Source organism: Pseudomonas sp. BJa3, assembly GCF_026343815.1.
Taxonomy (GTDB): Bacteria; Pseudomonadota; Gammaproteobacteria; order Pseudomonadales; family Pseudomonadaceae; genus Aquipseudomonas; species Aquipseudomonas soli.
Map to the genome: position 1 here is coordinate 34252 of NZ_JAOXMC010000014.1, position 15339 is coordinate 49590.

A 15339-nucleotide genomic window follows, 5' to 3' on the forward strand; every position below is an offset into this window, starting at 1 on the left:
TCATCAGCTTCAGGAAGAACGGTTTCATGGAAAAGACGAAGTTTCGCAAGATCACCCTCGGTGTCGCCGTGGCCCTGGTCGCCGGCATCGCGCTCTACGCGGTACAGGCCCCAGCCAAGCCGCCGCAGTACATCACCGCCACGGTCGAGCGTGGCGATATCGAAAACGCGGTGCTGGCTACCGGCACCCTGGAAGGTATTCGCCAGGTCGACGTCGGTGCCCAGGTTTCGGGGCAGCTCAAGTCGCTCAAGGTCAAGCTTGGCGACAAGGTCACCGAAGGCCAGTGGCTGGCCGAAATCGACCCGCTGGTGCCGCGCAACTCGCTGCGCCAGGCCGAGGTCGACGCCGAGAAGCTGCAGGCCGAGCGGCGCTCGGTGCAGGCCAAGCTCAAGCAGGCCAAGCGGGTCTACGAACGCTACGACGTGCTCCAGGCCGACGAGTCGATCTCGCGCCAGGACTTCGAGAACGCCGAGTCCGAATTCGAGGTGCAGCAGGCCAACCTGCGCTCGCTGGACGCGCAGATCAAGAGCGCCCAGGTGCAGATCGATACGGCGCGGGTCAACCTCGGCTACACCCGCATCGTCGCGCCGATCGATGGCCATGTGGTGGGTATCGTCACCCAGGAAGGGCAGACGGTGATCTCCAACCAGCTGGCGCCGGTAATCCTCAAGCTCGCCGACCTCGACACCATGACCATCAAGGCCCAGGTGTCCGAAGCCGATGTGATTCATATCAGCCCCGGCCAGCAGGTGTACTTCACCATCCTCGGTGACGACAAACGTTACTACGCCAAGCTGCGCGGCACCGAGCCCGCGCCGCAGAACTACCTGGAAAGCAGCGACAAGAGCGGCGGCGCCGCCAAGCAGGCCAGCGCGGTGTTCTACAACGCGCTGTTCGAGGTGCCCAACCCCGAGCACCGCCTGCGCATCTCGATGACCGCCCAGGTGCGTATCGTCCTCGACACCGCCCTGGGCGTGCTCACCGTGCCGGTGGCGGCGCTGGGGCCGCGTGATGCCGACGGCAGCTTCCCGGTGCGGGTGCTCGACGGCAAGGGCTTCGCCCAGGTGCGCAAGGTCCAGGCGGGGATCAACAACAACGTCAAGGTGCAGGTCAAGGACGGCCTGGCCGAAGGTGACCGCGTGGTGATCGGCGAGCCGGTGTCGGGCGAGGCGGGGGCGTGAGCATGAACATGAACGTGGAACTGTCGCCGGCACGGGCGGTGTCGGCGCTCGAGGACCAGCCGCTGCTGCGCCTGGACGGGGTCAGCCGCAGCTTCATGGCGGGCGACCGCGAGTTCCTGGCTCTCAAGGGCATCGACCTGGAGATCCATGCCGGCGAGCTGGTGGCAATCATCGGCGCTTCGGGTTCGGGCAAGTCGACGCTGATGAACATCCTCGGTTGCCTGGACCACGCCAGCGCCGGCAGCTACCAGGTCAGCGGCAAGGAAACCCGCGATCTCGACGACGACGCCCTGGCTGCGCTGCGCCGTGACCACTTCGGTTTCATCTTCCAGCGCTACCACCTGTTGCCGCACCTGGATGCCCTGCGCAATGTCGAGATCCCGGCGGTGTACGCCGGCGTGGCGCAGGCCGGGCGTCATGCCCGGGCGCGGGAGCTGCTGGGCCGCCTGGGCCTGGGCGGACACCTGGCGCACCGGCCCAGCCAGCTGTCGGGGGGCCAGCAGCAGCGAGTCAGTATCTGTCGGGCGCTGATGAACGGCGGCGAGGTGATCCTCGCCGACGAGCCGACCGGAGCCCTCGATACCGCCAGCGGCAAGGAAGTGATGAACATCCTGCTGGAACTGCACGGCGCCGGGCACACGGTGATCCTGGTGACCCACGACCCCAAGGTCGCCGCCCATGCTGAGCGGATCATCGAGGTCAGCGATGGGCAGATCGTCAGTGACCGGCGCACCGGCGCCGAGCCGCCCGCGCCGATCGCTGAGGCGGCGCCGGCCCGCGAGCAGGCGCCACGGCGGCTGGTGGCCAGCCTCGGGTTGTTTCGCGAGGCCTTCAAGATGGCCTGGATCGCCCTGGTCTCGCACCGCATGCGCACCTTGCTGACCATGCTCGGGATCATCATCGGCATTACTTCCGTGGTGTCGATCTCGGCCATCGGCGAGGGCGCCAAGGGCTACGTGCTCAAGGATATCCAGGCGATCGGCAGCAACACCATCGACATCTACTCCGGCACCAGTTTCGGCGACAGTCGGGCCAAGGCCATCGAGACCCTGGTGCCGGCCGGCGTGATCGCGCTCAACGAACTCTATTATGTCGACAGCGCCACCCCGGTGATCGGCCAGAGTTCGCTGGTGCGCTACCGCAACATCGACGCCGACGTGCAGCTCAACGGCGTCAGCGAGCAGTACTTCCAGGTGCGCAACATCCCCCTGGCCGCGGGGATCGTGTTCAGCGCGGACGATGCCCGGCGCCAGGCCCAGGTAGTGGTGATCGACCACAACACGCGCAAGCGCCTGTTCGGCGACGGCGTCAACCCGCTCGGGCAGGTGATCCTGGTCGGCAACTTGCCGTGCACGGTAATCGGCGTGACCGCCGAGAACAAGAACCTTTTCGTCGCCGGCAACACCCTGAACGTGTGGATGCCCTACGAGACTGCCGCCGGGCGTGTGCTTGGCCAGCGCCACCTGGACAGCATCAGCGTGCGGATCAAGGACGGCATGCCGAGCAAGCGGGTGGAGGAGGAGGTCAACAAACTGATGCTGCAGCGCCACGGCACCAAGGATTTCTTCACCAACAACCTCGACAGCATCATGCAGACCGTGCAGAAGACCAGCCGCTCGCTGACCTTGCTGCTGTCGCTGATCGCAGTGATTTCGTTGGTGGTGGGGGGGATCGGGGTGATGAACATCATGCTGGTGTCGGTCACCGAGCGCACCCGCGAGATCGGCATCCGCATGGCGGTGGGGGCACGGCAGTCGGATATTCGCCAGCAGTTCCTGGTGGAGGCGGTGATGGTCTGCCTGATCGGCGGCGTAATCGGGATCGGATTGTCGTACGGGATCGGCTATCTGTTCGCGCTTTTCGTCAAGCAGTGGGAGATGGTGTTTTCACTGGGGTCGGTGGTCACGGCGTTCGTCTGCTCGACCTTGATCGGCATCGTGTTCGGCTTCGTGCCGGCGCGCAACGCGGCGCGGCTGGACCCTATCGAGGCATTGGCGCGGGATTAGGCCTGAAGGCGAGCGCTATATGCATGGCGCTCGCTCCCAAGTGTCCTGCGGGAGACTAGATTTCGGCATACATCCAGCGCATCAGCGAGTGGCGTCCGCTGATGCCCAGCTTGATCGCCGCCCGGCGCAGGTAACTTTCCACCGTATTGACCTTGAGCCGCAGATGCTCGGCCTGCTGCGGCGCCGTGCGCCCGGCCAGCAAACCCTCGCACACCTGCATTTCGCGCTCGGACAGGCGGATGCCGGTCTGACGCAGGCGCTCGAGAAAGCGCTGTTCGAGGCTGTCGGGGTCTGCGGGTAGCGGCGCGGCAGGCTGCAGGGCATTGATGTGTTTTTCCAGCATGGGCAGCAGCAAGGGCGAAATGTCCTCCAGCCGGCTGCGATCGGTTGCTGAGAAGCCAGCGCGGGTGTCGGCCCGCAATACGGTGATTTCGTAGCGGAAACCATCCTTGCGCCGGGCCAGGTGCAGGCGCGCCGGATCGTCGAAGCCGTCACCCGTATCGCCGGCGCTGAACACCGTCTCGCTGATCAAGGTCGCGTCTGGCTGGCTGGCGCAAGCCGGGTCGATGCGCAGTTGGCGGATATGCGTGGCATCGATGGTCAGGTGGGTCTGGATCAGGTCGTGCAGGTGCCGGGGGAAATGGCGGCTGCCGGTACTGGCTATGACTTTGCCGATCTGCGGAAAGAGCAGGTGCGAATTCATCGTGTCATCCATGATAGGCGGTGGAACGGAGGCCCTTGCGCCAGCAACCAGCATCCTTGACTGTCGGCCGGGCCATTGGGCTGCTAGCTATCCTAGTACAACGAATCAGTGACGGTTAAATGAAGCGGCGATAATGGCATAACAATATCATGGGTGACGCCAGAGGTGTGTCAAGGCACGACTCGGGTATGATGCGCATCCCATCCAACAACGAGACCGCCCCATGTCCCTGAGCGCTGAACAGATCGGCGAATTCCGCTCTTTCTCCGAGCAACTGGCCGATGCCGCCGCGGCGGCGATCCAGCCGTACTTTCGCGCCAGCCTGGATGTCGAGGACAAGGGGGGGCGCCTGTACGACCCGGTGACCATCGCCGACAAGGCCGCCGAAGAGGCGATGCGCGCGCTGATCCAGGCCCGCTATCCCACCCACGGCATACTGGGTGAAGAGCAGGGCGCGGCATTGGGCAGCAGCCCTTTGACCTGGGTGCTCGACCCGATCGATGGCACCCGCGCCTTCATTACCGGCCTGCCGCTTTGGGGCACGCTGATCGCCCTCAACGACGGCACCCGCCCGGTGCTCGGGGTGATGAACCAGCCGTTCACCGGCGAACGCTTCATCGGCACCCCGCACGGCGCCTGGCGCAATGATACGCCGCTGAAGACCCGCGCCTGCGCCGACCTGGCGTCGGCCACGCTGATGTGCACTACCCCCGACATGTTCGACACCCCGGCGCGCAAGGCGGCGTTCGAGGCGGTCGCCGGCAAGGCCCGGCTGATGCGTTATGGCGGTGATTGCTATGCCTACTGCATGCTCGCGTGCGGATTCGTCGATGTGATCGTCGAGGCCAGCCTGCAGCCCTACGACGTGCAGGCGTTGATGCCGATCATCGAAGGCGCGGGCGGGGTCATCACCTCCTGGGATGGCGGCTCGGCCCAGGACGGCGGCTGCGTGGTGGCGTGTGGCGATCCGGCGTTGCATGCGCAGGTACTGGCGATGTTGCGTCACGCCATCTGATAGCCCCTGCACGAGACGTTTGCCGTGGACTCAATCACCCAAGCCGTGCTCGGCGCCGCCCTGCAAGGCGCCGTCCTGGGCCGTATCCAGGGCCGCCGTTCGCTGATCTACGGCGCCGCCCTGGGGACATTGCCCGACCTGGATGTAGTGATCCGCTATGCCGATCCGGTGTCGCAGATGACCTTCCACCGTGGCTTTTCCCATTCGATCTTCGTCCTGACCGGCCTGGCCCTGTTGCTGGCCTGGCTGGTCACCTGGCGTTGGCCAGGCCGAGGCTATACCCCTGGCAGGCTGTTCCTGGCCTTCTGGCTGGCGCTGGTCACCCACCCGGTGCTCGATGCCTTTACCGTCTACGGCACCCAGTTGTTCTGGCCCCTGCACCTGACGCCGGAGAGCTGGGCGGCGGTGTTCATCATCGACCCGGTGTATACCGTGCCGTTGCTGCTGGCGGTGGGCTATGCGGCGATCAGGGGCCTGAAGGGCAGGGCGACCGCGATGTTGTGCCTGGCACTGGGATTCAGCACGCTGTACCTGGGTTTTGGCCTGGCCGGGCGCATGGCCGCCGAGCAACGTTTCCATCTGGCCTTGCAGGCGCAGGGGATCGAGGCCAGTGAGGTCCGGGCGGTGCCCATCGCCTTCAACAGCCTGATCTGGCGGGTGCTGGCGAAAACCCAAGACGGCGATTACTACGAGGGCGTGAGCAGCGGGTTCGATCGCGAACCTCCGGAGATGCTGAAGCAGTCGCGCAATCTGCAGGTAGCCAAGGTGCTTGCGGGCGCACCGCTGTACGAGCGTCTGCGCTGGTTCACCGACGACTGGCTGCGCTACGACATCATCGGTGACTCGCTGGTGGTCACCGACCTGCGCATGGGCATGCCGGGCAACTACAGTTTCCGTTTCGAGATGGCCCGGCGTGACGCCGCTGGGCGATGGGCGGTGATCCAGCCCAGGGGCTGGGTTGGTGGCGGTGCCGCCTCCCTGTTCGATGGCGAGCGGTTGGGCTTGATCTGGCGCCGTATCCTCGACCAGCAACCGCCACTGCCACTTGCCATGTGGGCGGGGCATTTGTAGGCGGCTGGTTGGCGAGCAAAAAAAGCCCGCCGGGTGGCGGGCTACAAGGGCTTAGGGAGCAACACACAACAAATTCGGGGTCAGGCGACCAAGGTCTGGTCTAGCAAGCGGCCGGCCAGGGTCTCGGCGCAGCGGCGGCTGGTCAACGGGCCACTGATGGCTTCACCGTCGCGCAGCAGGTACCAGCAGGCCAAAAGGCCCTGTTGGCGCAGGCTGCTGGGGACTGCGCTGCCGACAACGGACATGATCTGGATCGGGGCCATGGTGGATCTCCTCTCGAACATGGCCCTACCTTACCCAGGCGCCTTCGGGGTTTGAAATCAATGTCCTCGATAGTGGTCATTGCTTTTATCAACTATGCCGCTTACCAGCGCGGCGGGCCGTAGTACACCGGCGGCGGGCCGTAATAGCGGCGGTAGACCGGCGGCGGGGCGGGCACATAGCGCTCGACCACGTAGGGCTGGTAATACACCGGCGGTGGCGGCGCCTGTACATAGACCGGTGGCGGTGGATAGTAGGCCGGCTGGCGTTCGACGTAGACGGTGCGGTCGTGGCCGCCCGATACGGCCGCCCCGACCACCGCGCCCACCACGGCCGCGCCGATTACCGGCCCCGGGCCGTACCAGCCGCCACCATGGGCCGAGGCTTGCCCGCTGATGGCCAGCGCGCCGACCAGCAGGGCGATTCCGGGAATGAAACGCTTCATGGTGACACCTCGCAAGACAACCCCACGTTCGGGGTCTGTCTACTATGACCGCAGCCTCGGTCAACTGCGCCCTGGCAAAGGGTAAAGGTTGTGTAAGGGGCGACCGGCGGCAGGGTCTGGTACGCTGGCGCAATCGATTCAGCCATGACAGAGGAACCGCGATGAGCCATTCACCGAGCAGGGACACCGTGTTGTGCATTTCCCTGGCCGGGCGCCCCGGTACGTTCGGCGTGCGCTTTCACAACCATCTGTATCAGCAGTTGGGCCTGGACTATTACTACAAGGCCATGACCACCCAGGATCTGCCGGCCGCAGTGGCCGGCATCCGCGCCCTGGGTATTCGCGGTTGTGGCGTATCGATGCCCTACAAGGAAGCCTGCCTGGCCCTGGTGGACGAGATCGACCCCTCGGCGGCGGCCATCGACTCGGTGAACACCCTGGTCAATACCGCAGGCCATCTGAAGGCCTACAACACCGACTACCTGGCGGTACGGCAACTGCTCGCCGAGCGGCGGGTCGATCCGGCGACCGGCTTCGCCCTGCGCGGCAGCGGTGGCATGGCCAAGGCGGTGGCCAGCGCGCTGCGCGACGCGGGCTTTGGCGACGGCATCATTGTCGCCCGTAACGAGCAGGCCGGGCGGCAATTGGCGGATGTCTGCGGCTATCGCTGGCTGCCTGAACTGCAGGACCGTTGCCCGCCGATGCTGATCAATGTCACGCCGATCGGCATGGCCGGGGGCCCTGAGGCCGACCAGCTGGCCTTCAGCGAAACCGCCATCGCGGCGGCCGAGCGGGTATTCGATGTGGTTGCCCTGCCGGCACGCACACCGCTGATCCGCGCCGCCGAGGCGCTGGGCAAACCGGTGATCACCGGCCTCGACGTCATCGCGCTACAGGCGCTGGAGCAGTTCGTGTTGTACACCGGGGTTCGGCCGACAGCCGAACAGGTGGCGGCTGCCGTGGCGTATGCCCGTGAAGGTTGATTGGGTATAGAAGGGTGCCGTATCGCCGGCAAGCCGGCTCCCACACTGTTCGCTTCGCCTGTGAGCGAAGCGCAATCTCTGTGGGTGCCGGCTGCTGGCGTAGGGTTATCAGAACACCCGCTGATCCTTGTCATCCAGCTGTTGGTCAACCAGCGCCCGGCCATGGGCCAGGGACACGTGCTGGGCATTCTCCAGGTCGGCAAAGAACTTCATCGGCATCGATAGTCGCCTGCTGCTGTGGCCGGCAGGGTCGGTGATCACGCAGCCTGCAGCATAGGGCAGGGGCGAGTCGGGGTGGGGCATCACGCTGGCGGTGATGGTGTGGTCGCGGTATTCACAGTGAAGGGTTTGCATTGTCCTTACCTCGCTGTGGCTTGGAACAGGAGTTAGTTCCATATACCACAGCGAGGGGCCGGGAGTTCCCGGCCCGACGAGCGCACCTGTGGGTATCAGCCCTTGAGTTCGGTCGGCTGGATGACTTCGACCCAGTAGCCGTCCGGGTCCTTGACGAAGGCCAGGTGGTTCATGCGGCCATCCTGCAGGCGCTTCTGGAACGGGACGTCCAGCGCCTCGAAGCGGGCGCAGGCAACACGTACGTCCGGTACCGAAATGCAGATGTGGCCGAAACCGCGTGGGTCGGTGTTGCCATTGTGGTAGGCGAACTCGGGGTCGTTCTCGGTGCCGTGGTTATGAGTCAACTCGAGTACGCCGGGGATCGATTTCATCCACTGATGACGCTCGGCGTCATCGGCAGGAATCTGCGCCGGGTCGACCAGGGCCAGGAAATACAGGCTGAAAGCCGCTTCCGGGAAGTCGCGCTTGTCTACCAGGCGAAAGCCCAGCACGCGCGTGTAGAAATCCAGGGACTTCTCGATGTCCTTCACCCGCAACATGGTGTGGTTGAACACGAATTGGGCGGTGGCGGTATCGGGTTGGGCGGTAACGCCGGGCAGGGTTTGCAGATCGTGCAGGCTCATGGGAACTCCGGAATCAGGGCCTTGAACAGGTTTGCCATGATACGGAAGTCAACCGGCAGCGCAAATGAAAGCGCCCCGCACGAGTGCGGGGCGCCAGAATTAGAGGCCCGCATGTGCGGGCGCGTGATGGGGTCGCTAGTCCTTTAGCTGGTTCGATACTGGGCCTGCGGGTGTGAAAAAAGTGTGAAGCGGGTGTAGAGGTTTCATCAGCGCACCCAACTTTCCACCGTCTGTGCCCCGTACTGTTCCTTCCAAGCCTTCAGCCCGCGGTGGTTGCCGCCTTTGGTCTCGATCAACTCGCCAGTGTGGGGGTTCTCGTACACCTTCACGACCCGTGGGCGGCGTTGCTGCTTGACGGCGGTCGGTGCACGGGTCACGGCTTTCGGATCGAGAATGGCGATGATATCGCGCAGGCTCTTGTCATAGCTCTTCATCAGGCCGACTAGTTTCTGCTCGAATTCGATTTCGCGTTTAAGGCCGGCATCCTTTTTTAGCGCTTCCAGTTGTGCCATTTGTTCCTTGAGCGCTTTTTCGGCAGCACGAAACTCTGCAAGTCTGGACACTGTCATCACTCCTGTAAGTGCCGTGGCTTGGCGTGACGAACATAAACCTGGACTAAACGCCGGCCACGTGGATGGGTATAGCTGTTCGTTGATTGTGAGTGTAGTAGTCGACTGCACGAGGGTAAACAGCAAACTTTTAATGCATTAGCCGGGAACTTTGCAGGTTTCTCGCGCGGTGTTCGACGGGGCCCGGCACAAGGCCTTAGACCATCGTCCCATGGCCTGGACTAGAGCCTTTGGTGGAAAATTACCGATGATGGTCGAGATGTATTCGGCTTTCGCGTAGTGCCGGTGCAGATGACTGCCCGGATGGTTTTTCGTCTTTCTTCTGGATGTTCCCTCGCATGTTTGCCCCTTTCCCCCTCGCCCCCGGGCGCCGAGTTGCCGGCTTGTTCTTCCTGTGTGCCGGTGTCAACGCCCAGGCCGCCGGTTTTCTTGAAGACAGCAGTGCCAAGGTCGAAGCACGCAATGTCTATTTCAACCGAGATTTCCGTGACGGCCACACCACTTCCAAGCAAGGCGCGTCGAAGCGCGAAGAGTGGGCGCAGGGTTTTATTCTCAATGTCCAGTCCGGCTATACCCAAGGCCCGGTCGGATTCGGCGTGGATGCGCTGGGCATGCTCGGTTTCAAGCTCGACTCCAGTCCCGCCGACAGCAATAGCGGGCTATTGCCGTCGTCCGGGCATGATCCACGCCACTCCGCCGACCAGTACGCCAAGATGGGCGTCGCCGGCAAGGTGAAGGTCTCCAATACCGTGCTCAAGTACGGCTCGATGATGCCAGATGTGCCCCTGTTGAAGTACAACGACGGACGCCTGCTGCCGACCATGTTCCATGGTGCCTGGCTGACCTCCGAGGAAGTTCGCGACCTGAAGTTCACCCTGGCGCGTTTGAACCAGTACACCGCACGGGACTCCACCGACCGCCAGGACATCCGCGTGCACTGCAAGAACAAGCGCTATGCCTGCGATATCGAGGCCGACCACTTCGACCTGGCCGGCGTCGACTACCGCTTCAACGACCGTGTCAGCGCGCAGTACCAGGTGTCCAAGCTTGAAAACATCTACCGCCAGCACTTCCTCGGGCTGGTCGCCAGCCAGCCACTGGAAGTCGGAACGCTGTCGGCGGACCTGCGGGTGATCAAGAGCGACGACATCGGTAATGCCCGTGCCGGGCGCATCGACCACCGCGCCTTCAGCGGCATGCTTGGCTACAGCCTGGGTGGGCACAAGCTAAGCGCCGGCTGGCAGCGCATGTACGGCGACAGCGCCATGCCGTACTTAGACGGCACAAACCCCTACCTGGTCAACTATGCCCAGGTCAACGACTTCGCCGCCGCCCAGGAGCGCTCCTGGCAGGTGCGCTACGACTACGATTTCAAGGCCCTGGGCGTGCCCGGCCTGACCTTCTTCACCCGCTACATCAATGGCGCCAATGTGAAGGTCCCTGGCAGCAACGCCGAAGGCAAGGAATGGGAACGCGACAGCGAGCTGAAGTACCAGGTGCAGAGCGGCACCTTCAAGGACGTCAGCGTGCGCCTGCGCAATTCCACCTACCGCAGCAACTACGAGAAGTGGGCGCGTGACATGGACGAAACCCGGGTCATTGTCAGCTACAACTTCTCGATCTTCTGACCCGCTTTGCCAAACGGCTGGTGGTCGGTCGACAATGACCACCGGCAACCAGGCAGGGCAGGCGATGAAACAGCTTCTACTGATCGGCATCGGACCGGGTGATCCTCGCCAGGTCACCTACGAGGCGGTGGAGGCGCTGCGGCGCGCCACGGTGTTTTTCGTCCTCGACAAGGGCAGCGACAAGGACGAACTGGTGCACCTGCGCCGGGCCATCCTGGAGCGCTACCTGCCCGAGGGCGGTTATCGTCTGGTGCAAGTCGAGGACCCGCGCCGAGACGGCCAGGCGCCGGACTATGTTGGCGCCGTGCAGGACTGGCATGCCCAGCGCGCCGCGTTGTACGCCCGGCTGATCGAGGATGAGCTGGGCAGCGATGATATCGGCGCGTTCCTGCTATGGGGCGAGCCGGCGCTGTATGACAGCACCCTGCGAATTCTCGACCTGGTCCGCGAACGCGGCCTGGCGCTGGCCTTGCAGGTGATTCCCGGCATCAGCAGCATCCAGGTGCTGGCCGCCCGTCACCAGATCCCGCTCAACCGTATCGGCGAGCCGCTGACCGTGCTGCCGGGCCGACGCCTGGGCGAACAGTCGCGGATCGACAATGTGCTGGTGATGCTCGACGGCCAGTGCGCGTTCGCCGCCCTGGATGATCCGCAACTGGTGATCTACTGGGGCGCCTACCTGGGCACGCCGGACGAGCTGCTGGTGAGCGGGCCGTTGCAGGCGGTGAAGGCGCGCATCCTCGAGTTGCGCGATGAGGCGCGGCGGCGCAAGGGGTGGATCATGGATACCTATCTGCTGCGTCGTGAAGAGTAACCCGGGGCAGGTGATTCGAAACGCCTGTCAGGCACTTCAAGGCCGCTGTGGCACCACCGAACTGCCAAAGCTGCTGCCCATGCGCGTCGAGGTCGCCGCCGGTGTCGCCAAGCCCATCTGGTTTGGTGCCCTGCGCTGCATCTGCCTGACCGGGTCGAGCTGATCGCGCAGGCCCTTGGCGGCGCGCGGATCGGCCCCTTGCAACTGTCGGGTCAGACAGTCGTAGGCCAGTGCCCGCGCCTGCCCGACCTGCACGTCGATGCAGCCCTTGGGCGGTTCGGCCAGCGCCGGCAGGGCGCAGGCCAGCAGCAGGGGCAAAGTGATCAGCGACAGTCGGGCCATGATGCTTCTCCGTGCAGTCATTCCTTGCGCCAGTCTATCCGCTGCCGGCATGGGACGGGGTGAAGCTTTGATTGCCGCGGCCTGTCACCACAGCGTCATACACAGGCCCCAGGATGACGTTTCCCCGGCGACGGCGGCCAGCAAGGAGGCCTGATCTCCCGTGCGTGCATTGATTGTGGTCGGCGCGCTGATACTGGCTTGGTTGGTGGCGGCGCCAGGGGCGCGTGGCCAGCCGTTACTGACCTTCGACATACCGGCGCAGGCGCTGGACCGGGCGCTGGACACCTTCGGCCGGCAGAGTGGCCTGGCGGTGCTGGTCGACCAGGCGTTGCTCGCCGGCCAGCGCTCCAGCCTGCTGCGCGGCCGCTACACGGCGCGCGAGGGTTTGCAGCGCTTGTTGCAAGGAACCGGCCTGCAGGCGCGTCACGGCAGCGGTGGATTCACCCTGCAACCGTTGCGCCTGCGCACAACGCCCGGGCGTGGACGCAGTGAAGGCCCGGCGTCGGGCAGTTATGCGGTGGCATTGCAACACGCGGTGGAGCGCGCCCTGTGCGCTTGGCCGTCGACCCGCCCGGGCAGCTACCGGGCGGCCATGCAGGTCTGGATCGATGCCAGCGGGCAACTGGTGCAGAGCCGGCTGTTGGCCTCCACCGGCGACTTCGCCCGCGATGCCGCGCTGGTCGAGCGCTTGCAGGCGGTACGCCTGGAGCAGGCGCCGCCGACTTCACTGGCACAGCCGCTGACCCTGTTGCTGCGCCCGGAACCTATGGATTGCCCTCTTTAGCAAGGAGCTGTGGCGGCATGAACAAACCTCGGGACAGTGCGCTGGTCAAGCTGTTTCTGACCTCCTACGACACCTTCAGGGTCCGCCTGAGGCGCCGGCTTGGCTCGGATGACCTGGCCAACGACGTGCTGCAGGAAACCTACCTGCGGGTGGATCGCATGGACGCCGCGCACGACCTGCACAAACCCGGTGCCTACCTGTACCGCATGGCCTTGAACGTCGCCGCCGACCGCCGCGAGGCCGATGCCCGGCTGCTCACTGGCGCCGAGATCGAAACGCTGCTGCAGGTGGCCGAGGACCAGGACCCGGCTCGCATCGTCGGTGGCCAGCGCGAGATCCAGAACCTGCTGGGCGCGCTCTACGAGTTGCCAGCCCGGCGCCGGCGGATCTTCATCGCCGCGCGGCTGGAGGAGGCCTCGCACCAGGAAATCTCCCAGCGTTTCGGCATCTCCACACGCACCGTAGAAAAGGAACTCAAGGCGGCACTGGGGCATTGCGCGATGCGTCTGGACAGAAAAGTGTTTCAGCGCTTCGGTCCTGGCGCGGGAAAACCGTCTTGAACGATAGTCGACCTCTTCATGTGAGCACCATGCCCCAGATTCCGCCCGATCCCGACTTGCAGCGCCAGGCCCAGGGCTGGCTGTTGCGGCTGACCTCCGGCCAGGCCACCCAGGCCGATGCCCGGGCCCTGCACCATTGGTGCGCGCGCAGCCCCGCGCACGCCGAGGCGTTCGCCCAGGCGCGTCAGCTCTGGTGTTTGCTCGGGCCTGCGGCGCAACAGGTCAGCCAGGCGCCATCGGCGCCGCAGCTCGGGCGTCGGGCACTGCTGGGCGGGGCGCTGGCCGCGTCGCTGGCGGTGGTTGCCTGGCGTGGCGGCTGGCTGGACGAGGCCATGGCGCCGCCTGCGGCGTTCGCCACCCAGGTGGATGAGCAGCAACGGGTGGAGCTGGCGCCAGGGATCAAGCTGGAACTGAACGTGCGCACGCGCGTCAGCCGCGAGGCACAGGGTATCGCCCTGCTGGCGGGCGAGATCGAAGTGCAGGCCCACCAGCCCATGCAGGTGCGGGCGCAGGAGGGGGTGATCAGTACCGAACAGGCTCGATTCAATGTGCGCGAGGACGACGATGGCGTCTGCGTCACCTGCCTGAGTGGCGAGCTGCGCATCTTTGCCCAGGGCCGGCTCGAGGCGCTGCCGGCCGGCCGCCAGTTACGTTATGGCGCGCAAGGCGTCGGCGTGCCCGAGGCCTTCGACATTGGCCAGGTGACGGCCTGGCGCGAGCGCATGCTGGTGTTCCGTGATGCACCATTGACCCAGGTAATCGACGAGATCAACCGCTACCGCCCCGGGCGCCTGGTACTGCTCAACCCGTCACTGGGGCGCCGCCGGGTGCAGGCGCGGTTCAGTTTCGATCAGTTGCGCCAGGCCGCCGAACTGATCCGCGTCGCCTATGGCGCGCGCTGCCTGGAACTGCCCGGCGGGGTGGTGCTGGTCAGTTGAATGGCCCCAGCACCTGGCGGTAGTGTTCCTCGCCCTGGGGACCGCGCCGGTTCAGGCGCACCTCGAGCCCGACGGGGTTGTCGTCGGCCTCGCTGGCCGGGGAGCGCCAGCCGCCCTTGGCCTGCCAGGTGCGCAGGCTGAATGCGCTGACGTTGTCCAGCACCGCCACCGCGGCTTGCGGCGCGGGCAATGGGAAGCCTTCGCGCAGTGGCGCGGCGGCGCGGTACAAGGTGCTGCCGCGCACATACCAACGCACCCGCTGCAGGCCGCTGCCAGCCACGGCACCGGCGCGCACCAGCTCCAGGCGCTCGGCGCGGGCACGCATGGCGGGCAGCAAGGGCTTGCCCGGCGGCTCGTGGCCGGGCAACACCGGCTCGGCCAGTTCCACCGTGGCACGCAAGGCCAGGTCGCGCTCCAGCTGCTGCAGCACACGCATCACCGCCTGATGCTCATCGCTGGCCTGGCGTAGATGCTGGTCGGCGCGGCTGACGCTGTCCAGGCCACGCCAGGCGATCAGGCTGACCACCGCCATCAGCAGGATGGCGATCATCACTTCGATCAAGGTTAAACCGCGTTGGCGGGTCATGGTTGGCTCACCCGCACCTGCCCGGCGGCGTTGCGCGCCAGTTCCAGGCGCAGCGTGCCGCTGTGCAGGCGCAGTGTCAGGGGGGCGCCGATCCACTCGCCATCGAGCCATACCGCGCCACGGGGCTCGGCCTGCACCTTCACTGTCTCGGCCTGCCAGCGGCGCGGCTTGAGTGGTCCCTCCGCCAGCACCTGGCCATCGGCGCGTACGAAGCGGTAGCCGTCGCGGTCGCTCTGCCAGCGCAGCGGCTGACCGTCGGCCTGGGCTTCGCTTTGCGCCAACTCCAGCAAGCGCGCCAGGCGCTCGCCGTCTGCGCGCAACTGCTTGCCCGGATCGGGGCGGATGTTCAGGCTGATGGCGGCACTGGCGATACCGACGATCACCAACACCACCATCAGTTCTATCAGGGTGAAACCACGTTGTCCGTTCACGGCGCGCTCCTTGTCCTGGCAAGGCAGCTTGCCCGAGCAAGATGA

Annotated in this window: 19 protein-coding genes; 10 read left to right on the forward strand and 9 right to left on the reverse strand. The window is 65.3% G+C overall.

Annotated elements, in window-relative coordinates:
- The first annotated feature begins 26 nt into the window (after positions 1-26).
- A complete protein-coding gene (gene macA, locus OH705_RS18070; protein WP_267302685.1) occupies positions 27-1181 on the forward strand; it encodes a macrolide transporter subunit MacA in 1155 nt (384 codons plus the stop codon).
- A 2-nt stretch (positions 1182-1183) separates the two neighbouring features.
- The gene (locus OH705_RS18075; protein ID WP_267302686.1) at positions 1184-3187 is read left to right on the forward strand and encodes a MacB family efflux pump subunit; all 2004 of its coding nucleotides are present in this window, start codon (positions 1184-1186) and stop codon (positions 3185-3187) included.
- Between the two features lie 55 nt (positions 3188-3242).
- Here the strand turns inward: OH705_RS18075 and OH705_RS18080 are convergent, their stop codons facing one another.
- On the reverse strand, positions 3243-3890 hold the full coding sequence (locus OH705_RS18080) for a helix-turn-helix transcriptional regulator (RefSeq protein ID WP_023632066.1): 648 nt from the start codon (positions 3888-3890) through the stop codon (positions 3243-3245).
- Between the two features lie 223 nt (positions 3891-4113).
- Between OH705_RS18080 and hisN the strand changes: the two genes are divergently transcribed.
- A complete protein-coding gene (gene hisN / locus OH705_RS18085) occupies positions 4114-4905 on the forward strand; it encodes a histidinol-phosphatase (protein ID WP_267302687.1) in 792 nt (263 codons plus the stop codon).
- A gap of 24 nt (positions 4906-4929) precedes the next feature.
- Entirely contained in the window at positions 4930-5976 is a 1047-nt protein-coding gene (locus OH705_RS18090) for a metal-dependent hydrolase (protein ID WP_267302688.1), read from the forward strand.
- 80 nt (positions 5977-6056) lie between these two features.
- On the opposite strand, the gene OH705_RS18095 is transcribed toward OH705_RS18090, so the two are convergent.
- Positions 6057-6239 (reverse strand): hypothetical protein, encoded by a 183-nt coding sequence (locus OH705_RS18095; RefSeq protein ID WP_023632068.1) that lies wholly within the window; start codon positions 6237-6239, stop codon positions 6057-6059.
- 101 nt (positions 6240-6340) lie between these two features.
- Positions 6341-6682, reverse strand: a complete 342-nt coding sequence (locus tag OH705_RS18100) for a hypothetical protein (protein WP_038706052.1) — start codon at positions 6680-6682, stop codon at positions 6341-6343.
- Positions 6683-6843: 161 nt separating this feature from the next.
- On the opposite strand from OH705_RS18100, the gene OH705_RS18105 reads away from it, so the two are divergent.
- Positions 6844-7665, forward strand: a complete 822-nt coding sequence (locus tag OH705_RS18105) for a shikimate 5-dehydrogenase (RefSeq protein ID WP_267302690.1) — start codon at positions 6844-6846, stop codon at positions 7663-7665.
- Between the two features lie 108 nt (positions 7666-7773).
- On the opposite strand, the gene OH705_RS18110 is transcribed toward OH705_RS18105, so the two are convergent.
- From OH705_RS18110 to OH705_RS18120, 3 genes are all read right to left on the reverse strand, one after another.
- Positions 7774-8019, reverse strand: a complete 246-nt coding sequence (locus tag OH705_RS18110; RefSeq protein ID WP_023630255.1) for a hypothetical protein — start codon at positions 8017-8019, stop codon at positions 7774-7776.
- A 95-nt stretch (positions 8020-8114) separates the two neighbouring features.
- Positions 8115-8642, reverse strand: a complete 528-nt coding sequence (gene gloA / locus OH705_RS18115) for a lactoylglutathione lyase (RefSeq protein WP_023630254.1) — start codon at positions 8640-8642, stop codon at positions 8115-8117.
- Between the two features lie 206 nt (positions 8643-8848).
- The gene (locus OH705_RS18120; RefSeq protein WP_031314950.1) at positions 8849-9205 is read right to left on the reverse strand and encodes a histone-like nucleoid-structuring protein, MvaT/MvaU family; all 357 of its coding nucleotides are present in this window, start codon (positions 9203-9205) and stop codon (positions 8849-8851) included.
- Positions 9206-9549: 344 nt separating this feature from the next.
- Here OH705_RS18120 and OH705_RS18125 point away from each other — a divergent pair, with 344 nt between their 5' ends.
- Entirely contained in the window at positions 9550-10839 is a 1290-nt protein-coding gene (locus OH705_RS18125) for an OprD family porin (RefSeq protein WP_094012111.1), read from the forward strand.
- 64 nt (positions 10840-10903) lie between these two features.
- On the forward strand, positions 10904-11653 hold the full coding sequence (cobF, locus tag OH705_RS18130) for a precorrin-6A synthase (deacetylating) (RefSeq protein WP_031314949.1): 750 nt from the start codon (positions 10904-10906) through the stop codon (positions 11651-11653).
- 36 nt (positions 11654-11689) lie between these two features.
- On the opposite strand, the gene OH705_RS18135 is transcribed toward cobF, so the two are convergent.
- Entirely contained in the window at positions 11690-11995 is a 306-nt protein-coding gene (locus OH705_RS18135; protein WP_038706054.1) for a hypothetical protein, read from the reverse strand.
- Between the two features lie 160 nt (positions 11996-12155).
- On the opposite strand from OH705_RS18135, the gene OH705_RS18140 reads away from it, so the two are divergent.
- The 3 genes from OH705_RS18140 to OH705_RS18150 are packed head-to-tail and all read left to right on the forward strand — an operon-like array spanning position 12156 to position 14277.
- Positions 12156-12779, forward strand: coding sequence for a secretin and TonB N-terminal domain-containing protein (locus OH705_RS18140; RefSeq protein ID WP_244916752.1), 624 nt, complete (start codon positions 12156-12158; stop codon positions 12777-12779).
- 17 nt (positions 12780-12796) lie between these two features.
- Complete coding sequence (locus OH705_RS18145; protein ID WP_046855432.1) at positions 12797-13339, forward strand: RNA polymerase sigma factor; 543 nt, start codon at positions 12797-12799, stop codon at positions 13337-13339.
- 29 nt (positions 13340-13368) lie between these two features.
- A complete protein-coding gene (locus OH705_RS18150; protein ID WP_267302691.1) occupies positions 13369-14277 on the forward strand; it encodes a FecR family protein in 909 nt (302 codons plus the stop codon).
- Here OH705_RS18150 and OH705_RS18155 read toward each other — a convergent pair.
- Both OH705_RS18155 and OH705_RS18160 read right to left on the reverse strand, forming a co-directional pair.
- Complete coding sequence (locus OH705_RS18155) at positions 14270-14863, reverse strand: type II secretion system protein GspJ (protein ID WP_160290702.1); 594 nt, start codon at positions 14861-14863, stop codon at positions 14270-14272. The genes OH705_RS18150 and OH705_RS18155 overlap by 8 nt on opposite strands.
- The gene (locus OH705_RS18160; protein ID WP_094012116.1) at positions 14860-15294 is read right to left on the reverse strand and encodes a GspH/FimT family pseudopilin; all 435 of its coding nucleotides are present in this window, start codon (positions 15292-15294) and stop codon (positions 14860-14862) included. The genes OH705_RS18155 and OH705_RS18160 overlap by 4 nt, the downstream gene beginning before the upstream one ends.
- Between the last annotated feature and the right edge of the window lie 45 nt (positions 15295-15339).